Origin of the sequence: Phyllobacterium sp. 628, from assembly GCF_014189505.1 — a bacterium.
Classification (GTDB): domain Bacteria; phylum Pseudomonadota; class Alphaproteobacteria; order Rhizobiales; family Rhizobiaceae; genus Phyllobacterium.
In genome coordinates, this window is sequence record NZ_CP050301.1 from 566,934 (window position 1) to 586,137 (window position 19,204).

A 19,204-nucleotide genomic window follows, 5' to 3' on the forward strand; every position below is an offset into this window, starting at 1 on the left:
TAACGTATAAACACAGCACCCCTTAACAGGTTCCGGCCAGCGTTGCGCGAAAATAAAAAATGCCCCCTCGGAAGTCGAGGGGGCATCGGTAATAAGCTCGTAACGGTGCTTATCTGTCACAGGGCTAGAGAATGAAGCGCGAAAGATCCGTGTTCTTTGCAAGATCGCCAACCGTGTCCCGCACGTATTTCGCGTCTATCTTGTATTCTGCCCCGGCCTTGTCAGGTGCATTGAACGAAATATCGTCGAGCAGGCGTTCCATCACCGTTTGCAAGCGCCGCGCGCCGATGTTCTCAACCGATGAATTGAGATCGACGGCGATATCAGCCAGCGCATCAATCGCATCATCGGTGATTTCAAGCGTAACCTCTTCGGTCGCCAGCAAGGCGATATATTGCTTGAGCAGGCTGGCTTCCGGTTCTGTCAGAATGCGGCGCATGTCGTCCCGGGTCAAAGCGCTCAACTCGACGCGGATCGGCAGGCGGCCCTGCAATTCCGGCAGAAGATCAGACGGCTTGGACACGTGGAACGCACCCGATGCTATGAACAGGATATGATCGGTTTTGATCGCACCGTATTTGGTCGCAACAGTCGTGCCTTCAACCAGTGGCAGCAGATCGCGCTGCACGCCTTCGCGCGAAACGCCAGCGCCCATTCCACCATCGCGTGCTGCGATCTTGTCGATCTCGTCGAGGAAGACGATGCCGTCATTTTCGGCGGAGCGCAGCGCTTCCTGGGTAATCTGGTCCTGATCGAGCAATTTATCGGACTCGTCATTGATCAGCACGGCATAGGATTCCTTGACCGTTGTCTTGACGGTCTTGGTACGGTTGCCCATGGCCTTACCCAGCATGTCGCTGAGATTGAGCACGCCGATATTGGCGCCGGGCATTCCCGGTAGCTCGAAATTTGGCATGCCTGAACCAGTGTCCGACACTTCGACTTCGATTTCCTTGTCGTCGATCAGACCATCACGCAGCTTCTTGCGGAAGGAATCGCGGGTTGCCGGGCTTGCGGTCTTGCCAACCAGCGCGTCAAGAACGCGTTCTTCCGCATTGATATGCGCCTTGGCTTTGACGTCCTCACGCTTTTTCTCACGCACAAGGCCGATTGCAATTTCAACCAGATCGCGGATGATCTGCTCGACATCGCGGCCGACATAGCCAACCTCGGTAAACTTCGTAGCCTCAACTTTGATGAACGGCGCACCGGCAAGTTTGGCCAGACGACGTGATATCTCCGTCTTGCCGACGCCGGTGGGTCCGATCATCAGGATATTCTTTGGCATGACTTCTTCGCGCATCTGGCCTTCCAGCTGCTGGCGGCGCCACCGGTTGCGCAGGGCAATAGCCACGGCGCGTTTGGCGTCGTTCTGGCCGATAATGTACCGGTCGAGCTCGGAGACGATTTCGCGAGGGGAAAATGTTGTCATCATGGTCTCATTTCATCTGGATTGTCCCGCGCCATCATCAGGGCCGGGCCGTAAATGGATGTGCGGGTATCAAAAGCGATAAAGCCCGCTTTGGTATAAGCTTTGATCGCGCGCGCATTGGCCGGATCAGGGTCGAGGATCACGCGCGGCACGCCTTCTTCGAAAAGCAGCGATACGAACTCGTCGATCAGGCGTGAGCCGTGTCCAAGATTGACCAGACCGGGTTCACCGATGAACTGGTCAAGCCCGAGCGTACCGGTGGGCTGATCCTGATAGGGATGATCATCCTCCAGATGCGGATCATAGGTCTGCAGATAACCGATTGGCTCGTCACCCAGCATAATGATGAAGGGCTCAACCGATATGCTGTCCATATGGTCCACGATGGAGTTGTATTCCTCATCAGGGCCATCGCCCCACCACTGCACCACATGCGGTTCGGCCAGCCAATCCAGGATCATTTTCAGATCCTTGGGCTCCACTGGCCGGAAGCGGTAGTGGTATTCGGAATCACTCGGCATCGATCGTCTCGAGCGTCACACTCGTGTTGGTATAGATGCAGATTTCGGCAGCGATTTGCATCGCCTTACGGGCAATTTCTTCTGCGCTCTGATCCGTATCAACCAGCGCACGAGCAGCAGCCAACGCGAAATTGCCGCCGGAGCCAATGGCCATCACGCCATGTTCTGGCTCAAGCACATCACCATTGCCGGTAAGCGCGAGGGTGACCGATTTGTCGGCAACCAACATCATCGCCTCAAGGCGGCGCAGATAACGGTCAGTGCGCCAGTCCTTGGCCAGCTCGACACAGGCGCGCATCAACTGATCGGGATATTGCTCCAGCTTGCTTTCAAGCCGTTCAAGCAGGGTGAAGGCATCGGCCGTGGCACCGGCAAATCCGGCAATTACATTGCCTTTGCCGATACGGCGCACTTTGCGCGCATTGCCTTTCATGACCGTATTGCCGAGGCTGACCTGCCCGTCACCGGCGATAACCACCTTGCCGCCCTTGCGGACGGTAACGATCGTGGTCCCATACATTGTGGAGGGGTTGTGTTCTTGCATTCGATTCTCCTTCAAGCAGGTCCGACTATGCCCCAAATGGCGGCAGATCGAACCCCTTCTGAGCAACTTATGTATGACGCCGCGGCGGAATTGCAAATCCGCAGTTAATCCTGCGCCATCAAAGCATTTGGAGATTCGCCAATCCTGATCTAGAAGGCCAGCACGATTGCCGTTTTTGATAAACCCAGGCAGCAGGAAACAGGATGACCAGCGTCAGCACACGGACAGCGAAGGTAGAACGGACCACCAAGGAAACCAGCATTGCCGTTTCGGTCAATCTGGACGGCACCGGTGCGTTCGATATTTCCACCGGAGTCGGCTTCTTCGATCATATGCTGGAACAGCTTTCTCGCCATTCGCTGATCGACATGGACATCAAGGCCAAAGGCGATCTGCATATTGATGATCACCACACCGTTGAAGACACTGGCATTGCCATTGGCCAGGCAATCGCCAAGGCGCTTGGTGACCGGCGCGGTATCAACCGCTACGCCTCGCTGGATCTTGCCATGGATGAAACGTTGACCCGCTCGGCGCTTGATGTCTCAGGCCGTCCGTTCCTGATCTGGCAGGTGGAGTTTTCCGCGCCAAAGATCGGCACGTTTGATACGGAACTCGTGCGTGAATTCTTCCAGGCGCTGGCCCAGAATGCCGGGATTACGCTGCACGTCGCCAATCTCTATGGTGCCAACAACCACCATATCGCCGAAACCTGTTTCAAGGCGGTCGCACGGACATTGCGTACGGCCATTGAGTCTGATCCGCGCCAGAAGGATGTTATTCCTTCGACGAAGGGTTCGCTGAACGGCTGAGAAGAAGGGCTGAGACATGGCCAGCTACATCGTTCTGGTACCACCGCTTAAAGGTGGTGAGCCGCAAGATGACAAGACCGTCTTCGTAAAGGACAGTTTTGCCTTTCTTGCGTTCATCCTGCCTGTCCCATGGCTACTCTTTCATCGCCTCTGGTTTGAGGCGGCGCTGATTTTCGTGGCTGTTGCCGCAATTTCAATTATTGGCAACCACACGAACCACCAGATTCTGGCTGAGGGTGTCGCTGCGTTGCTGGCGCTGCTTGTGGCATTCGAGGCAGCCAACTGGCGCGTGAAGGCGTTGGAGCGGCGGGGCTTTACCCAGGTCGCAATTGTCGACGCACGCAGCGCTGCCGATGCCGAAACAATTTACTTTTTCGGCGATGACTTCATTGCGGCTCCGGAGCCGGTTTTACCGCAGATCAATGTCGATTCAATAACGACTCCGGACCGTAAACCGGTTACGTCAGGCATGCTTGGGCTGGTCGGCTACCGGGGGGGGCTGACATGCGTGTTGCCATTATCGATTACGGCTCCGGAAATCTACGGTCTGCCACCAAGGCGTTTGAGCGGGCTGCCCGTGAGAGCGGCATCAATGCCACGATCGACCTGACCAGCGATGCCGAACGGGTGCGTACGGCCGATCGAATTGTCTTGCCGGGCGTCGGTGCTTATGCCGATTGCCGTCGGGGCCTGCACGACGTGGTTGGCATGCCCGAGGCGATCCATGAAGTGGCAGTCGAAAAGGCGCGGCCGTTTCTTGGCATCTGTGTAGGCATGCAGCTCATGTCGTCGCGCGGGCTGGAAAAGACTATTTCCACCGGGTTTGACTGGATCAAAGGCGATGTCCGCGAAATGGTGCCGTCAGATCCAACATTGAAAATCCCGCAGATTGGCTGGAACACCATTCGGCTTAATCGACCACATCCGCTGTTTGATGGCATCAGGACCGGTCCGGATGGTTTGCACGCCTATTTCGTCCATTCCTATTTTCTGGATGCCGAGATCGAAAACGATGTGCTGGCAGTTACCGATTACGGCGGTCCGGTTACGGCTGCCGTTGCCAATGACAATATGGCCGGCACCCAGTTCCACCCGGAAAAAAGCCAGGCTCTGGGTCTTGCTCTCATCGCCAATTTTTTGAGGTGGCAACCGTGATTTTGTTTCCCGCAATTGATCTCAAAGACGGCCAGTGTGTGCGGCTGAAACTTGGCGATATGGATCAGGCCACGGTCTATAACGAAGATCCGGGCGCACAGGCAAAGGCCTTTGAAGATCAAGGGTTCGAGTGGTTGCATGTGGTGGACCTGAATGGCGCCTTTGCCGGTGAATCGGTCAATGGTGCCGCGGTGGAATCGATCTTGAGGACAACGAAGAACCCGGTTCAGCTTGGCGGCGGCATCCGCACGCTCGACCATATCGAAGGCTGGCTGGCCAAGGGTCTCTGTCGCGTCATTCTCGGCACAGTAGCGGTGCGCGATCCGTCGCTGGTTGTGGAAGCTTGCAAGCGATTTCCCGGCAAGGTTGCGGTTGGCATTGATGCCAAGGGCGGTAAAGTGGCTGTCGAAGGATGGGCCGAGGCTTCGACCCTCGGCATCATTGAACTTGCCAAAAAGTTCGAAGGCGCAGGTGTTGCCGCCATCATTTATACCGATATTGATCGCGACGGTGTACTTGCCGGTATCAACTGGGAATCAACCCTTCAACTGGCTGAAGCTGTCTCCATACCGGTGATTGCCTCAGGCGGTCTGGCCTCGCTTGCCGATATTGTCCGCATGACCATGCCCGATGCGCGAAAACTGGAAGGCGCCATTTCCGGCCGCGCGCTCTATGACGGGCGTATTGATCCGCACGAAGCGCTGGAAGTGCTGCGTGAAGCCCGGGAGCGCGCCGCATGACCCTGAAAGCCCGCGTTATTCCCTGTCTTGATGTCAAAGATGGACGCGTCGTCAAAGGCGTCAACTTTGTCGACCTCGTTGATGCCGGCGACCCTGTTGAGGCAGCCAAGGCCTATGATGCTGCTGGCGCTGACGAGCTCTGTTTTCTTGATATCACGGCATCGTCAGACAATCGCGAGACCATTTTTGACGTTGTTGCCCGTACGGCCGAGCAGTGTTTTATGCCACTGACGGTGGGTGGCGGCGTCCGCACGGTGGCCGATATCCGCAAGTTGCTGCTGGCCGGAGCCGACAAAGTGTCAATCAACACCGCAGCGGTCACAAATCCCGACTTTATCGCCGAAGCGGCGGACAAGTTCGGCAATCAGTGCATCGTCGTGGCTATTGACGCCAAGAAAGTCTCAAAGCCTGGTGAAACGGATCGATGGGAGATTTTCACCCATGGCGGACGGCAGGCGACCGGCATTGATGCCGTCGAATTCGCCCGTAAGGTGGTTGATCTCGGCGCCGGGGAAATCCTTCTGACTTCAATGGACCGCGATGGTTCCAAGATCGGCTATGACATCCCGGTAACCCGGGCTATCGCTGATGCCGTGCGCGTGCCTGTCATTGCTTCGGGCGGTGTCGGCAATCTCGACCATATGGTCGAAGGCATTCGCGAAGGTCATGCCACGGCTGTGCTTGCGGCTTCGATCTTCCATTTCGGTACCTATACGATAGGGGAGGCGAAGGCCCATATGGCCGCTGCGGGTATTCCCATGCGCCTCGATCCCATTCGACTGCCCGCTGGAGTTGCACGATGACGACATTCACCCTTGCCGATCTCGAGCGGATCGTGGCTGAACGCGCCACCTCTACGGACGCCAAATCCTACACGGCAAGCCTCTACGCCAAAGGAATTGGCAAGGCGAGCCAGAAGCTCGGTGAAGAAGCAGTTGAAACAGTGATTGCAGCCGTGTCAGGGGATACACAAGGCGTTGTTTCCGAAAGCGCGGATTTGCTCTATCATCTTCTTGTTGTTCTTGGACTTTCCGGCGTTAAGCTCGACGCGGTGCTGGCGGAACTGGAACATCGCACGGCACAGACCGGGCTGGAAGAAAAAGCGGCGCGTGGTTGAACATAGATATGTTTAACGCACCAGCGATCGAACGGCAGAGGGACGGGGACGTCATGGATCAGCTGGCACCCAGCGAATTTTCGCCCTACCGGTTTTACAGCGCCGAGCGCTGGGCGGAGTTTCGTGCCGATACGCCGATGACACTGACCTATGACGAGGTCAAACGGCTGCGTTCTCTGGGCGATCCGATTGATCTGGACGAAGTGAACCGGATTTACCTGTCGCTGTCCCGGCTCCTATCTGCCCATGTGGAAGCCAGTCAGTTGCTGTTTTACCAGCGTCGCCAGTTTCTCAACACCGGCGATGCCTTCAAGACGCCGTTCATTATCGGCATTGCCGGTTCGGTCGCCGTCGGCAAGTCAACAACCGCGCGTGTTCTGAAGGAGTTGCTGGCCCGCTGGCCATCGAGCCCGAAGGTCGATCTGGTGACCACGGATGGTTTTCTGTATCCGAACGATGTCCTGCGGGCGAAAGGACTGATGGAGCGCAAGGGTTTCCCGGAAAGCTATGATGTCGGCATGCTTTTGCGCTTTCTGTCGCAGATCAAGGCGGGTCAGCGCAATGTCAACGCGCCGCTCTATTCACACCTGACTTATGACGTCTTGCCGGGCAAATATCAGACCGTCGACGCGCCGGATATCCTGATCTTTGAAGGCATCAATGTGCTGCAGGTGCGCGATCTGCCGGAAGACGGCAAAATGGTGCCGTTCGTTTCGGATTTCTTTGATTTTTCGATCTATATTGATGCGGACGAAGAACAAATTCACAAATGGTACATCCACCGCTTCATGCGGCTGCGGGAAACGGCGTTTAAAGACCCGGACTCTTTTTTCCACCGTTACTCGACTATTTCAGATGTTTCGGCGCTCGCAATCGCCGAAAATCTTTGGTCGAGCATCAATCTGAAGAACTTGAAGGAAAATATCCTGCCGACGCGGCCACGCGCCGATCTCATCTTGCGCAAGGGCGGCAATCACCTCATTGAGGAAGTTGCGCTTAGGAAGCTGTGACGCGTCTCAATGTGAGATTGATGCGGCCGGTATCTTTCAGCAATGTTGATGTGCCGGGATAAATCCGGTCGACGCCATGAAAGGCCAGACGGCCATCGTCTCCCAAAACAACGACATCGCCGCTTTTCAGCTTGATGGATTGTGTCTTGCCGTTCCGCTCCGTCCCGCCAAAGCGGAACAGGCATGTGTCGCCAAGTGAAACTGAAACGACAGGTGCAACAAGATTCTGCTCGTCGCGGTCCTGATGCAGACCCATTTTCGCCGTCTCGGCATAAAAATTGACAAGGCATGCTTCCGGCGGCAGCGGGTAATTACCGACATCATTCCATAAGGCCAGTAATTTGGCTGGAATGGGTGGCCATGGCCTTTGCGTTACCGGATGAATGGCTTGATAGCGGTAGCCGCGTTCCTTGTCCGTTACCCAGCCAAGCGTTCCGCAATTCGTCATGCGCACACTCATTTCCTTGCCGGTCTTTGGCATGGCTGGAATGTAAAGCGGAGCTTCGGCAACGACAGCGCGGATATCCTGCACCAAGGCAGCCTGTTCAACTGGATCAAGATAATCGGGGTAATAGCGAATGCCGGGCGCAAGCAGAAGCATGACATTACCTGAAGAATGAGAAAACAAAGACCCGGACATCAGGGGATGCCGGGTCTTTGTGTGAAATCAATGATATCAGAGCGCAGGAATGCGCAGAACCTGTCCTGGATAAATCTTGTCAGGGCTGGTCAGCATTGGCTTGTTGGCCTCGAAGATAGCGGTATTCTTCACGCCCTTGCCTTTGCCATAGACAGCTTCAGCGATCTTCCAGAGATTGTCGCCTTTTTTGACCGTGTAGAAAACTGGATCCTTGGCAACCGAACCGGTTGTCGTGCCGTCGATTGTTAAACCGCCAGTGTCGACTTTGGAGACGCCAAGCGAGTTGCCGACGGCAATGATGGCTTTTTCCAGGATTTCCTGATCGGTGACGCTCCCCTTGAGGATAGCCTTGTCGCCTTCAACGACAACATCGACCTTGTCAGTGCCGAGATTGTGCGAATCGAGTTCTTTCTTCAGATCACCAGCCTGAGGCTCGTCATCCCCGATACCGACTTTCTTGCCGACTGATTTAACGAAATCAAATAGTCCCATGTCTGGCTCTCCTTGTTGATTGTTCAAACCGACGATTAAGGTTGTTACATTCCGCGTCGAAGTTGAAAAGCAAAGAATAATGTCCTTCAGTCACGTTCTGTTCCGGCCACTAATCTCCTTTGACCCTGCCGCGCATCTTTTTGACATCGGAACGGCCCGCTTTTACTTTGAGCCGTCGCTCGATAGACCCTTTGGTGGGCCGGGTTTTCTTGCGCGGGGGTGCAGGTGGTTCTGCTGCTTTGGCAATCAAAGCCAGCATGCGTTCGCGGGCGTCTTCGCGGTTGCGCTCCTGCGTGCGGAAACGGCTGGCTTCGATGAGTACATCGCCGTCCTTCGTGCCTCTTTGACCGGCAAGCTTCATGAGCCGCTCGAAAACATCCTCGGGCAGACCGGCTCGGGCTGCATAGAACCGCAACTGGACCGCAGTCGATACCTTGTTGACGTTCTGCCCACCCGGTCCGGCAGAACGAATAAAGCTTTCTTCCAGATCATCCTCATGAACAATGATCCGGTTGGTGATTTTGATCTGGTTGCGGCTCTCTTCCATGCCGCGATTCGTAGCCTAAACTTTTGACTGCGCAAAGTGCATTCGCGTGGCTGAAAAAGCAAAAGCCCCGCTGATCGTCAGCGGGGCTTTTTGTTTTTATGTGGGAATAATTACTCTGCTGCTACAGGCGTCTGCGGCGCTGCCGCGCGAATGTCACTGTCTACATGGCTTTCGAACTTGCCGAAATTGGTGACGAACATATCGACCAGCTTCTTGGCCTGCTTGTCATAGCCATGCTTATCGGCCCAGGTCGAGCGCGGGTCCAGAATGGAATCGTCAACACCGGACACAGCAACCGGTACCGCGAAACCGAAGTTCGGATCGGTACGGAACTGCGCGTTCTTCAACGAGCCGTTGAGGGCAGCCGTCAGAAGCGCACGCGTTGCCTTGATAGGCATGCGTTTACCAGTTCCATAGGCACCGCCGGTCCAGCCGGTGTTTACCAGCCAGCAATCAACGCCATGCTGCGCAATAAGCTCTCGCAGCAGATTGCCATATTCGGATGGATGGCGCGGCATGAACGGCGCACCGAAGCACGTGGAGAATGTTGCTTCCGGTTCAGTCACACCGCGTTCCGTACCGGCAACCTTTGCAGTGTACCCGGAGAGGAAGTGATACATGGCCTGCGCAGGTGTCAGCTTGGCGATGGGCGGCATGACGCCGAAAGCATCGGCGGTCAGCATGATGATATTCTTTGGATGACTTGCCTTGCCGGTCTTGGACGCATTCGGGATGAAATCCAGAGGATAGGCGCAGCGGGTGTTTTCCGTCAGTGAACCATCGTTGAAATCCGGTACCCGGTTTGCATCGAGAACAACATTCTCAAGCACCGTCCCGAAACGCTGGGTTGTTGCAAAGATTTCCGGTTCGGCTTCTGCCGATAGCCGGATGGTCTTGGCATAACAGCCGCCTTCGAAGTTGAAAACGCCGTGCTCGCCCCAGCCGTGCTCATCATCGCCAATCAATGTGCGGGAAGGATCAGCTGAAAGCGTGGTCTTGCCGGTGCCCGACAGGCCAAAGAACACGGCGGTATCGCCATCCTGGCCTTCATTGGCCGAGCAATGCATTGGCATCACGCCCTTGGCAGGCAGAATATAGTTGAGTGCTGTAAAGACAGATTTCTTCATTTCACCCGCATAGGCCGATCCGCCGATGAGAACGATCATGCGCGTGAGATCGACAGCAATCACGGTTTCGGTGCGCGTACCATGCCGCTTGGGATCGGCGCGGAATGACGGCAGGTCAATGATTGTCATCTTGGGCACGAAATTTGCCAGCGCATCGCGCTCGGGGCGAATGAGCAGGTTGCGAATGAACAGGGAGTGCCACGCAAATTCCGTGATCACGCGGGTATTGAGGCTGTAATCTTTGTCGGCACCGCCAATCAGGTCCTGAACAAAAACTTCCTTGCCCTTGGCATGTTCGGCAAAATCCGCATAGAGCAGCTCGAATGCTTCCGGCGTCATCGGGGCATTGTTATCCCACCAGACGTGATTTTCCGTCGATGCATCCCGGACTACAAACTTATCCTTTGGCGAGCGGCCGGTATGCTGGCCTGTGCGTGCAACCAGTGCGCCCTGCGCTGTCAGCTCAGCTTCGCCGCGGCGCAATGTCTCTTCATAGAGCTCTGCCGCGCCAAAATTGTAATAGACCGCTGAAAGCTCTTTTAGGCCTGAGGTGCCGAGCGCGATCGCCGCGTTATGGATACCGGTCTCTCTAGTCATGTGTCCGCCGTTGTTTAAGAAGGTTCAGGGTCAAACTTGGTATGTTCCGCTTCAGGCATCTTCCAGCATGAATACGGCTACATCTGGTCAAAAGCAGAAAAATTGAACAGTATCAAATGTTTAATCGATTTAAAGAATTTAAAAAATATTTAAATCGGTTTAAATCGTCAAAATCCACAGGTGGATGTTTACGCTCGTCTGCACGGAAAAATTTACAACAGTCCCGATAATTCTCAAATGACAATTGTCTGCGGACTTTCAGTCTAAAATCATCGCCCGCAATGGACATGGGGCTGGTTAAGCCGATACCTTTGGAAAGATTATATTTTCTGGCAAAGTTACACCGGAGACTGAATGAAACGGAAGTTGGTTTGGGTTGTCGTCGCGGTTGTTTTGATTCTCTCATTTCACAGTATTGGCGATGAATTGGGTCGTGGTTTCAGACAGCTATTGGGCTACTGACTGACAAGCAGAGCGTAAACCAGCAATGACGGTTTTCTGCGAGTTGGACAGCAAGAGAAAGCGAAAACAACCTCAGGAGTTGGCCGTTTTTGCTTGTGAAAATGACAAAGGATGACATCAGTTTTGATCTGTGCCACATTTTGTACCTAATTTGTCCGGCACAAGCACATTTCTATTTAACCTTTTGAAACAAGGAAAAGCAGGGCATGAGGGAAGTACCCGCAATGCAGACCATCGCGCTCGTTGACGACGATCGCAATATTCTGACGTCCGTATCGATTGCACTTGAATCGGAAGGTTACCGCGTCGAGACTTACACCGATGGCGCGTCCGCGCTCGATGGTTTGATGGCGCGTCCGCCGAACCTCGCCATTTTTGATATAAAAATGCCGCGCATGGACGGTATGGAATTGCTGCGCCGTTTGCGCCAGAAATCCGATCTGCCGGTGATTTTCCTGACATCCAAGGATGACGAGATCGATGAACTGTTCGGCCTCAAAATGGGCGCCGACGATTTCATCACCAAGCCGTTCTCGCAGCGGCTTCTTGTCGAGCGTGTTAAAGCCGTGCTGCGCCGTGTTGCTGCGCGCGAAGGTGCAGCCAAGCCCGGCAGTCCGCAGGCCAAATCACTGGAGCGCGGCCAGCTGGTCATGGATCAGGAACGCCACACCTGCACATGGATGGGCGAGCCGGTCACGTTGACGGTCACCGAATTTCTTATTCTGCACTCCCTGGCTCAGCGCCCGGGTGTGGTTAAAAGCCGTGATGCCTTGATGGACGCGGCTTACGACGAACAGGTCTATGTGGATGACCGCACCATCGACAGCCACATCAAGCGGCTGCGCAAGAAGTTCAAGGTTGTCGATGATGATTTTGACATGATCGAAACCCTGTACGGTGTCGGGTACCGTTTCCGCGAAACGTGATTTGCTCGCCCTCAAATTGCGCAAATCGGCCAAAGATCACGCACGGTATTTTCACTGCTGCGTGATCCGCGATAGAATAAGATTGTCTCGGCATGGTTTGGGTGCGATGAGACAGCGCAATTTATGATGTACTGAGGCAGAAATGGTAGCCGGACTCCAAGGCAGCAATGTTACGCGCAAGAGCGCCGTCATGCGCCGGAAGCGTTCGCTCGCCTTGCGACGGTTTTTCCAGCCGCTGAATCGCCTGTTCGGCAATTATCTGTTCTCCAGCCTGACGCGGCGCATTCTATTTCTTAATCTGGCCGGTCTCGCCGTCCTTTTGTCGGGCATCATGTATCTCAATCAGTTCCGTGATGGATTGATTGATGCACGCGTAGAAAGCTTGATGACGCAGGGCGAGATTATCGCTGGTGCCATTGCGTCGTCCGCGACGGTCGATACGAACTCCATTGCAATTGATCCGGAAAAGCTGCTGGAACTGCAGGCGGGCCAAAGCATAACCCCGACACCCGACGTGTTCGACAATCTTGATTTCCCCATCAATCCGGAGCGTGTTGCACCGGTCTTGCGGCGTCTGATCCAGCCAACCCGCACCCGCGCCCGCATTTATGACCGCGATTCAAACCTTCTGCTCGATTCGCGCCACCTTTACTCACGCGGGCAGGTGCTGCGTTATGAGCTGCCGCCAATCGATGGTGACGAACCAAGCTTTTTCGAACGCCTGACCAACCGCATGACAAGGCTTTTGCGCCGCAGTGATCTGCCGATCTATCAGGAACAGCCGGGTGGTAACGGCTCATCCTATCCCGAAATCGTCAAGGCGCTGACCGGCCAGCCGGCGACATTCGTGCGCATGACCGAACAGGGCGAGCAGATCGTTTCTGTTGCCGTGCCTATTCAGCGTTTCCGCGCTGTTCTTGGTGTTCTGCTCTTGTCCACCGAAGGCGGTGACATCGACAAGATCGTGCAGGGCGAACGCTATGCCATTATTCGCGTGTTCACAGTCGCCGCGCTGGTTATGGCTATTCTTTCACTGTTTCTCGCTTCGACAATTGCCAATCCGCTACGCCGCCTTGCCGCAGCCGCGGATCGTGTGCGCCATGGCGTGAAAAACCGCGAGGAAATCCCTGATTTTTCCGAACGGCAGGATGAAATCGGGCATCTTTCCACATCGATTCGCGACATGACCAATGCGCTCTATGCCCGGATCGAATCCATCGAGAGTTTTGCCGCTGACGTCAGTCACGAATTGAAAAATCCGCTGACATCGCTGCGAAGCGCGGTGGAAACATTGCCGCTCGCCAAGAATGATGATTCGCGCAAGCGGCTGATGGACGTCATCCAGCACGATGTTCGCCGCCTTGACCGGTTGATTACAGATATTTCTGATGCATCGCGCCTCGATGCGGAGCTGGCGCGCGAAGATTCAGAGCATGTCGATCTCCGATTCCTGCTGGGCAATTTGGTTACCGCTGCCCGCGAAGTCCGGCGCAACAAGAAAGACACGCAGATTGAATTTGTCGTTGGCAAGCTGCCAACAAACAAGAAGGGCTTTTTCGTCGTCGGACATGATCTGCGTCTCGGCCAGGTCGTTTCCAATCTGATTGAAAATGCCCGCTCCTTTGTGCCGCTGGAATCCGGTCTAATCACCGTGACCTTGCAGCATATGGGCGACCGTGTGCGTATTCTGGTGGAGGACAATGGCCCGGGCATCCGCGTTGAACAGATCGACCGTATTTTCGAGCGATTCTATACGGATCGCCCTTCCGGTGAAGCGTTCGGTCAGAATTCCGGGCTTGGCCTGTCCATCAGCCGCCAGATCGTCGAAGCCCACGGCGGCACACTGAACGCGGAAAACATCATGGATCCAAAGGATCCGGAAAATTACCTCGGTGCCCGCTTCACTACCATTCTACCGGCTGAAATCTGATGTCCGGGCAAGGCGAACTGATCCATGCCAGCGCCGTGCTTGTGGGGGGATCGCGGTGTGCTGATCACCGGACCTTCCGGTTTCGGCAAATCCTCGCTTGTGCGTGCCCTCATGGACCGCGCGGATTATCACGGTACATTTGCAGCGCTGGTCAGTGATGATCAATGCGCCGTGCGTCAGCAATCCGGGCGCTTGCTCTGCTCTGCTCCTGTTTCGCTGCGCGGCGGGCTGGAAGTTCGCGGTTCGGGACTGCACCAGACTGACTTTGAAGGCTGTGCCGTTATTCATCTTGTGGTTGATCTGGTCGAGTCGAACCAATCGGTTCGCTTCGGCGAAGATGCAGTCGCACTTCGTCATGGCGTCGCAATTGCGCATCTTATTCTACCAAAGTTGGAGATAGAAGCCGCTTGCCGCGCCATCGAAGCGAGACTTTTTCAGAGGGTCTGGAAAAAATCTCTTTGATAATCCAATAGGTTCCATTCCTTCCCTGCGATAAAATGACTGACTGTCACGCTCAAGTCATTTTTCTGCTTGCCTTCGCTATTCGTCCTGCCAAAATGCGACACCTGCCAAGTGGGGCATTCAATGCGCAGAAAAAAGCCTAAACCCAATGGGCTGGCGCAACAGGAGCAGTTTCAGAATGATCGGACTCGTGCTTGTGACGCACGGAAGACTGGCCGAAGAATTTCATCATGCGGTTGAGCATGTTGTCGGTCAGCAAGAATATTTGGAAACCGTCTCAATCGGTGCAGATGACGATATGGAGCAACGCAGGCGCGACATTGTCGATGCAGTGGCGCGTGCCGATAGCGGCAATGGCGTCATCATTTTGACAGATATGTTTGGCGGAACTCCATCTAATCTGGCAATTTCAGTGATGGAATCAGGACGGATTGAGGTCATAGCCGGCGTCAATCTCCCCATGCTGATCAAGCTTTCCAGCGTGCGCGTCACCAATGATATGGCCGCGTCGTTGCGGGAGGGCCAAGATGCCGGACGCAAATACATCAATGTGGCCAGTCAGGTGCTGACAGCCAAATAAAGGTTGAATAAGCATGCGCCTGACAGGAGAAACCACCGGCACATTTGATCCGGACAATGCGCTGGTGTCGTCTTTCGAGATCATCAACCGGCGCGGCTTACATGCGCGCGCCTCAGCTAAATTTGTTCAACTGGTTGATGGTTATGACGCGCATGTGCGTGTCGAGAAGGATGGCATGACCGTCGGCGGAACCTCGATCATGGGTTTGATGATGCTGGCTGCATCGCCCGGTTGCTGCATCAAGGTCAGCGCCTCGGGCAAACAGGCGAGTGATGTCATGATAGCGCTTGGCGCACTCATCGCTGATAAGTTCGGTGAAGAAGCCTGACCATCGTTCGCTGATTCGCTTCTTCTGTTTTCCAAGCCGAAATTGAGGTTTTGATGCGTCTGTCTGATTGCTATAATTTCCATGATTTCAGAGCTTTGGCAAAACGGCGTTTGCCTGGACCAATCTTTGACTATATCGACGGCGGGGCGGACGATGAGGCGACCCTGCGCCGCAATTCCGCAAGCTTTGAAGATTGCGATCTTCTTCCCGGCGTTCTTCGCGGTGTCGAAACGGTCGATCTGTCCGTAACGGTCATGGGGCAGCGCCTTGCCTTGCCCTTCTATCTGTCGCCAACCGCGTTGCAGCGCCTGTTCCATCATCGTGGCGAACATGCCGTGGCTTCCGTCGCGGCCAAACATGGCACCATGTTCGGGGTTTCATCTCTGGGTACTGTCGACCTTGAGCATGTACGCCAGCAATACAGCGGCCCGCAGGTCTATCAATTCTATTTCCACAAGGATCGCGGGCTTAACCGCGCCATGATGGAGCGGGCCAAAAAAGCCGGCGTCGAGGTCATGATGTTGACAGTCGACAGCATCACCGGCGGCAATCGCGAGCGTGACCGGCGCACCGGCTTTTCAATCCCGTTCAAACTTAACCTCGCAGGCATGCTGCAATTCGCCATCAAGCCGATGTGGGCGTTGAACTATCTCACCCATGAGCAGTTCAGGCTGCCTCAATTGGAAGGACATGTGCAGATGGAGGGCGGTGCGATGTCGATCAGCCGCTACTTTACCGATATGCTCGACCCCTCATTGGATTGGGACGATGTAGCGGAAATGGTCAAGTTGTGGTCCGGCCAGTTTTGCCTGAAGGGAATCATGTCCGTGGCTGATGCCAAGCGAGCTGTCGATATCGGCTGCACCGGCATCGTGCTGTCAAACCATGGCGGCCGTCAGCTCGACGGTTCACGTGCGGCCTTTGATCAGCTTGCTGAAATTGTCGATGCCGTCGGCGACAAGATCGATGTGATGATGGACGGGGGCGTTCAACGGGGAACGCACATCCTCAAAGCGCTCTCTTTAGGTGCTAAGGCTGTTGGAGTTGGCCGGTATTATCTGTTCCCTCTAGCCGCCGCTGGTGAGGCTGGTGTGGAACGTGCCGTCGATCTGTTAAAAATCGAAGTCGAAAGAGGCATGAAGCTGATGGGCTGCACCTCTATTGATCAGCTTTCCCGTGAAAATCTCCGTTTCCGATAAGCGCCAGGCATGGTCAAGCGTCATTGTAGGGCGGCGGGGGTTCTCATCTTGGAATCCAGCCGGTGAGGACCGATTTGAAACTCTACAAGCCGATTGCTGTTTTTGATGCCGGGATTGGCAGTTATGCCATTGTCGATCTGATCAGGCGTAAGCTTCCACATCAGGACATTCTCTATTTTGCCGACCGGGCAAATTTCCCCTATGGCCGCAAACCGCGCAGTGAACTCCTCGGCATCATGCGCCAGACGCTTGACTTTCTCATGGGATACGATCCCTCGGCCATCGTTATTGCCTCAAATGTACCATCGATCACGGTAATGGATGATATGGTGCCCATGACAAACGTCCGGCTATTTGGCGTTTTGCCGCCCCTGCCTGAGGCGCTTGCGCAATCTCGAACCGGCAAGGTGGGCATCATGGGTGTCCAATCCATGATTGACAGTCCAGAGCTCAGGCATTTCGTTGCGCGGCATACGGATCGACCGGAGAACGTTGCTTTGATCAACGCGTCTTCCATGGTCGATCTTGTTGAAAGTGGCGATTTTCTCTTTGATCCGGCCGGTACGCGGCAAAAAGTCGATCATTTTCTGCAGGGGCTTTTCGTGGAACATCTGGGCATCGACGTGTTGACGCTCTCGAGCACACATTTGCCTTGGCTGCTCCCCTATTTCCTGGATTGCCGTCCGTCTTGCCGGTTCCTCGACCCCGCTGAGGCGATTGTTCATACCATTGGCGAGGGCACGCGCGGCTCCGGAAAAACGATCGGCCTCGTCACAGAAAGCGCGGAGTATCGTGTCGACGCGTTTCGGGCCATGTTGACCAAACTCCGGATTGATATCCCGCTTGACGTCGTTTCGTTGCCTTCGCAGAGGTGATGGGAATGTCTGATATGCACGCATAAGGATTTCTTTATGTCCCATTGTGTGATGATCCCTAATCTGCTAGTCAACACCAACCTTCGGCCGCCCGGATTTGCGGCCGACCCGAAAAACAAAGACGGAGCTGATAAGCAGATGGCCGAAAAGCAGGATTTTATCGTCAAGGACCTTGAGCTGGCCGCATGGGGCCGCAAGGAAATTGAAATCGCCGAAACTGAAATGCCGGGCCTGATGGCCAGCCGTGAAGAGTTCGGCACATCCAAGCCACTCAAAGGCGCCCGCATCACCGGTTCGCTTCACATGACGATCCAGACAGCTGTCTTGATCGAAACATTGCAGGCGCTGGGCGCAACCGTGCGCTGGGCATCCTGCAATATTTTCTCGACACAGGACCACGCTGCCGCTGCAATCGCAGCAACAGGAACACCTGTTTTCGCTGTCAAGGGCGAGTCGCTGGACGAATATTGGACGTATACTGACCAGATTTTCCAGTGGCCGGATGGTCAGCCTTCAAACATGATCCTCGATGATGGCGGCGATGCCACCATGTACATCCTGATCGGCGCGCGTGCTGAAGCTGGCGAAGACGTTCTCTCCAATCCTGAGAGCGAAGAAGAAGAAATTCTGTTTGCCCAGATCAAGAAGCGCATGAAGCAAACCCCGGGTTTCTTCACCAAGCAGCGCGAAGCCATCAAGGGCGTCACCGAAGAAACAACAACCGGTGTGAACCGTTTGTACCAGTTGCAGAAGAAGGGCCTTTTGCCTTTCCCGGCAATCAACGTCAACGACAGCGTCACCAAGTCGAAGTTCGACAATAAGTATGGCTGCAAGGAATCGCTGGTTGACGGTATCCGCCGCGCAACCGATGTGATGATGGCTGGCAAGGTTGCCGTCGTTTGCGGTTATGGCGACGTTGGCAAAGGTTCGGCCCAGTCACTGCTCGGCGCCGGCGCCCGCGTCAAGGTAACGGAAGTTGATCCGATCTGCGCATTGCAGGCTGCGATGGACGGTTTCGAAGTTGTCACGCTTGAAGATGCTGCACCAACTGCTGACATCATCATCACCACCACCGGCAACAAAGATGTCATCAAGCTCGACGACATGCGCCGTATGAAGGACATGGTGATCGTCGGTAATATCGGTCACTTTGACAACGAGATTCAGGTTTCGGCACTGCGCAATCTGAAGTGGAACAACATCAAGCCACAGGTCGACATGATTTCCTTCCCGGATGGCAAGCGCATGCTGCTTCTCTCGGAAGGCCGTCTGCTCAATCTGGGCAACGCAACAGGTCATCCTAGCTTCGTTATGTCCGCTTCGTTCACCAACCAGGTTCTGGCTCAGATTGAGCTCTACAGCCGTGGTGAGCAGTACAAGAATGAGGTTTATGTCCTGCCGAAACACCTCGATGAAAAGGTCGCGCGCCTGCATCTCGATAAGCTTGGTGCGAAATTGACCACCCTTTCAGACGAACAGGCAGCTTATATCGGTGTGACGCCGACCGGCCCATTCAAGTCGGACCACTACAGATATTAATCTGTTAACCAATACCCACAACATATGGAAGCCGAAGGATTGACAAATCCTTCGGCTTTCTTTTTGCGCTGAGTTCTTCCCGTCGATTCCCCAAGGGTTTATTGTAGTGATTCGGGATAGCTTTCTTCCAGATGGGCCAAATGGTTGGATCAATCAGATGGGTTGGAAC

At 54.8% G+C, this 19,204-nt stretch carries 22 protein-coding genes; 15 read left to right on the forward strand and 7 right to left on the reverse strand.

The annotated features are described in order from the left end of the window. Nucleotides 1–124: 124 nt before the first annotated feature. Genes hslU through hslV form a run of 3 tightly spaced genes read right to left on the reverse strand, consistent with a single transcriptional unit; the run spans nucleotide 125 to nucleotide 2,497 of the window. On the reverse strand, nucleotides 125–1,432 hold the full coding sequence (hslU, locus tag HB779_RS04375; protein ID WP_188344580.1) for an ATP-dependent protease ATPase subunit HslU: 1,308 nt from the start codon (nucleotides 1,430–1,432) through the stop codon (nucleotides 125–127). Continuing rightward, nucleotides 1,432–1,953: a GNAT family N-acetyltransferase gene (locus HB779_RS04380; RefSeq protein WP_188344581.1), complete on the reverse strand. Its 522-nt coding sequence runs from the start codon at nucleotides 1,951–1,953 to the stop codon at nucleotides 1,432–1,434. The genes hslU and HB779_RS04380 overlap by 1 nt, the downstream gene beginning before the upstream one ends. Then, entirely contained in the window at nucleotides 1,943–2,497 is a 555-nt protein-coding gene (hslV, locus tag HB779_RS04385) for an ATP-dependent protease subunit HslV (RefSeq protein WP_188344582.1), read from the reverse strand. Before hslV ends, HB779_RS04380 begins: the two co-directional genes overlap by 11 nt. 203 nt (nucleotides 2,498–2,700) lie before the next feature. On the opposite strand from hslV, the gene hisB reads away from it, so the two are divergent. From hisB to coaA, 7 genes are read left to right on the forward strand one after another with little or no spacing between them, the layout of a single operon-like run. After that, nucleotides 2,701–3,309 (forward strand): imidazoleglycerol-phosphate dehydratase HisB, encoded by a 609-nt coding sequence (gene hisB / locus HB779_RS04390; RefSeq protein ID WP_188344583.1) that lies wholly within the window; start codon nucleotides 2,701–2,703, stop codon nucleotides 3,307–3,309. Between the two features lie 16 nt (nucleotides 3,310–3,325). Continuing rightward, complete coding sequence (locus HB779_RS04395; protein WP_188344584.1) at nucleotides 3,326–3,919, forward strand: DUF2628 domain-containing protein; 594 nt, start codon at nucleotides 3,326–3,328, stop codon at nucleotides 3,917–3,919. After that, nucleotides 3,814–4,464, forward strand: a complete 651-nt coding sequence (gene hisH, locus HB779_RS04400; RefSeq protein ID WP_188344585.1) for an imidazole glycerol phosphate synthase subunit HisH — start codon at nucleotides 3,814–3,816, stop codon at nucleotides 4,462–4,464. Before HB779_RS04395 ends, hisH begins: the two co-directional genes overlap by 106 nt. After that, nucleotides 4,461–5,204 carry a 1-(5-phosphoribosyl)-5-[(5-phosphoribosylamino)methylideneamino]imidazole-4-carboxamide isomerase gene (gene hisA / locus HB779_RS04405; RefSeq protein ID WP_188344586.1) on the forward strand — a complete coding sequence of 248 codons (744 nt, stop codon included), beginning with the start codon at nucleotides 4,461–4,463 and terminating at the stop codon, nucleotides 5,202–5,204. The genes hisH and hisA overlap by 4 nt, the downstream gene beginning before the upstream one ends. Next, nucleotides 5,201–6,007, forward strand: a complete 807-nt coding sequence (hisF, locus tag HB779_RS04410; protein ID WP_188344587.1) for an imidazole glycerol phosphate synthase subunit HisF — start codon at nucleotides 5,201–5,203, stop codon at nucleotides 6,005–6,007. Before hisA ends, hisF begins: the two co-directional genes overlap by 4 nt. Continuing rightward, nucleotides 6,004–6,321: a phosphoribosyl-ATP diphosphatase gene (locus tag HB779_RS04415; RefSeq protein ID WP_188344588.1), complete on the forward strand. Its 318-nt coding sequence runs from the start codon at nucleotides 6,004–6,006 to the stop codon at nucleotides 6,319–6,321. Before hisF ends, HB779_RS04415 begins: the two co-directional genes overlap by 4 nt. Before the next feature lie 53 nt (nucleotides 6,322–6,374). Then, nucleotides 6,375–7,331: a type I pantothenate kinase gene (coaA, locus tag HB779_RS04420; RefSeq protein ID WP_188344589.1), complete on the forward strand. Its 957-nt coding sequence runs from the start codon at nucleotides 6,375–6,377 to the stop codon at nucleotides 7,329–7,331. Here the strand turns inward: coaA and HB779_RS04425 are convergent. The 4 genes from HB779_RS04425 to HB779_RS04440 form a co-directional block, all read right to left on the reverse strand. Next, nucleotides 7,318–7,932 (reverse strand): alpha-ketoglutarate-dependent dioxygenase AlkB, encoded by a 615-nt coding sequence (locus HB779_RS04425; RefSeq protein ID WP_188344590.1) that lies wholly within the window; start codon nucleotides 7,930–7,932, stop codon nucleotides 7,318–7,320. The two genes, coaA and HB779_RS04425, sit on opposite strands and share 14 nt — an antisense overlap. 75 nt (nucleotides 7,933–8,007) lie before the next feature. Continuing rightward, nucleotides 8,008–8,463, reverse strand: a complete 456-nt coding sequence (gene lysM, locus HB779_RS04430) for a peptidoglycan-binding protein LysM (RefSeq protein ID WP_188344591.1) — start codon at nucleotides 8,461–8,463, stop codon at nucleotides 8,008–8,010. A gap of 109 nt (nucleotides 8,464–8,572) precedes the next feature. Next, entirely contained in the window at nucleotides 8,573–9,010 is a 438-nt protein-coding gene (gene arfB, locus HB779_RS04435; RefSeq protein WP_188344592.1) for an alternative ribosome rescue aminoacyl-tRNA hydrolase ArfB, read from the reverse strand. Nucleotides 9,011–9,120: 110 nt separating this feature from the next. Continuing rightward, nucleotides 9,121–10,734, reverse strand: coding sequence for a phosphoenolpyruvate carboxykinase (locus HB779_RS04440; RefSeq protein WP_188344593.1), 1,614 nt, complete (start codon nucleotides 10,732–10,734; stop codon nucleotides 9,121–9,123). Between the two features lie 668 nt (nucleotides 10,735–11,402). Here HB779_RS04440 and HB779_RS04445 point away from each other — a divergent pair. The 8 genes from HB779_RS04445 (at nucleotide 11,403) to ahcY (ending at nucleotide 19,035) form a co-directional block, all read left to right on the forward strand. After that, nucleotides 11,403–12,122 carry a response regulator transcription factor gene (locus HB779_RS04445; RefSeq protein ID WP_162700334.1) on the forward strand — a complete coding sequence of 240 codons (720 nt, stop codon included), beginning with the start codon at nucleotides 11,403–11,405 and terminating at the stop codon, nucleotides 12,120–12,122. A gap of 142 nt (nucleotides 12,123–12,264) precedes the next feature. Then, nucleotides 12,265–14,052 (forward strand): sensor histidine kinase, encoded by a 1,788-nt coding sequence (locus HB779_RS04450; protein ID WP_188344594.1) that lies wholly within the window; start codon nucleotides 12,265–12,267, stop codon nucleotides 14,050–14,052. Between the two features lie 24 nt (nucleotides 14,053–14,076). Next, a complete protein-coding gene (locus HB779_RS04455) occupies nucleotides 14,077–14,514 on the forward strand; it encodes an HPr kinase/phosphorylase (protein ID WP_188344595.1) in 438 nt (145 codons plus the stop codon). Nucleotides 14,515–14,692: 178 nt separating this feature from the next. Continuing rightward, a complete protein-coding gene (locus HB779_RS04460) occupies nucleotides 14,693–15,094 on the forward strand; it encodes a PTS sugar transporter subunit IIA (protein ID WP_091879322.1) in 402 nt (133 codons plus the stop codon). A 13-nt stretch (nucleotides 15,095–15,107) separates the two neighbouring features. Beyond that, nucleotides 15,108–15,422, forward strand: coding sequence for an HPr family phosphocarrier protein (locus HB779_RS04465; protein WP_188344596.1), 315 nt, complete (start codon nucleotides 15,108–15,110; stop codon nucleotides 15,420–15,422). A 53-nt stretch (nucleotides 15,423–15,475) separates the two neighbouring features. Continuing rightward, nucleotides 15,476–16,621 carry an alpha-hydroxy acid oxidase gene (locus tag HB779_RS04470; protein WP_188344597.1) on the forward strand — a complete coding sequence of 382 codons (1,146 nt, stop codon included), beginning with the start codon at nucleotides 15,476–15,478 and terminating at the stop codon, nucleotides 16,619–16,621. A 62-nt stretch (nucleotides 16,622–16,683) separates the two neighbouring features. Beyond that, nucleotides 16,684–17,496 (forward strand): glutamate racemase, encoded by an 813-nt coding sequence (locus HB779_RS04475; protein ID WP_244642463.1) that lies wholly within the window; start codon nucleotides 16,684–16,686, stop codon nucleotides 17,494–17,496. A gap of 138 nt (nucleotides 17,497–17,634) precedes the next feature. Next, complete coding sequence (gene ahcY, locus HB779_RS04480) at nucleotides 17,635–19,035, forward strand: adenosylhomocysteinase (RefSeq protein WP_188344598.1); 1,401 nt, start codon at nucleotides 17,635–17,637, stop codon at nucleotides 19,033–19,035. The last annotated feature ends 169 nt before the right edge of the window (nucleotides 19,036–19,204 follow it).

Bases quoted from the DNA above. Each gene is read 5' to 3' on its own strand.
- hslU (WP_188344580.1), bottom strand. From the start codon at position 1,432: ATGACAACATTTTCCCCTCGCGAAATCGTCTCCGAGCTCGACCGGTAC.
- HB779_RS04380 (WP_188344581.1), bottom strand. From the start codon at position 1,953: ATGCCGAGTGATTCCGAATACCACTACCGCTTCCGGCCAGTGGAGCCC.
- hslV (WP_188344582.1), bottom strand. From the start codon at position 2,497: ATGCAAGAACACAACCCCTCCACAATGTATGGGACCACGATCGTTACC.
- hisB (WP_188344583.1), top strand. From the start codon at position 2,701: ATGACCAGCGTCAGCACACGGACAGCGAAGGTAGAACGGACCACCAAG.
- HB779_RS04395 (WP_188344584.1), top strand. From the start codon at position 3,326: ATGGCCAGCTACATCGTTCTGGTACCACCGCTTAAAGGTGGTGAGCCG.
- hisH (WP_188344585.1), top strand. From the start codon at position 3,814: ATGCGTGTTGCCATTATCGATTACGGCTCCGGAAATCTACGGTCTGCC.
- hisF (WP_188344587.1), top strand. From the start codon at position 5,201: ATGACCCTGAAAGCCCGCGTTATTCCCTGTCTTGATGTCAAAGATGGA.
- HB779_RS04415 (WP_188344588.1), top strand. From the start codon at position 6,004: ATGACGACATTCACCCTTGCCGATCTCGAGCGGATCGTGGCTGAACGC.
- coaA (WP_188344589.1), top strand. From the start codon at position 6,375: ATGGATCAGCTGGCACCCAGCGAATTTTCGCCCTACCGGTTTTACAGC.
- HB779_RS04425 (WP_188344590.1), bottom strand. From the start codon at position 7,932: ATGCTTCTGCTTGCGCCCGGCATTCGCTATTACCCCGATTATCTTGAT.
- lysM (WP_188344591.1), bottom strand. From the start codon at position 8,463: ATGGGACTATTTGATTTCGTTAAATCAGTCGGCAAGAAAGTCGGTATC.
- arfB (WP_188344592.1), bottom strand. From the start codon at position 9,010: ATGGAAGAGAGCCGCAACCAGATCAAAATCACCAACCGGATCATTGTT.
- HB779_RS04440 (WP_188344593.1), bottom strand. From the start codon at position 10,734: ATGACTAGAGAGACCGGTATCCATAACGCGGCGATCGCGCTCGGCACC.
- HB779_RS04445 (WP_162700334.1), top strand. From the start codon at position 11,403: ATGAGGGAAGTACCCGCAATGCAGACCATCGCGCTCGTTGACGACGAT.
- HB779_RS04450 (WP_188344594.1), top strand. From the start codon at position 12,265: ATGGTAGCCGGACTCCAAGGCAGCAATGTTACGCGCAAGAGCGCCGTC.
- HB779_RS04455 (WP_188344595.1), top strand. From the start codon at position 14,077: ATGCCAGCGCCGTGCTTGTGGGGGGATCGCGGTGTGCTGATCACCGGA.
- HB779_RS04460 (WP_091879322.1), top strand. From the start codon at position 14,693: ATGATCGGACTCGTGCTTGTGACGCACGGAAGACTGGCCGAAGAATTT.
- HB779_RS04465 (WP_188344596.1), top strand. From the start codon at position 15,108: ATGCGCCTGACAGGAGAAACCACCGGCACATTTGATCCGGACAATGCG.
- HB779_RS04470 (WP_188344597.1), top strand. From the start codon at position 15,476: ATGCGTCTGTCTGATTGCTATAATTTCCATGATTTCAGAGCTTTGGCA.
- ahcY (WP_188344598.1), top strand. From the start codon at position 17,635: ATGGCCGAAAAGCAGGATTTTATCGTCAAGGACCTTGAGCTGGCCGCA.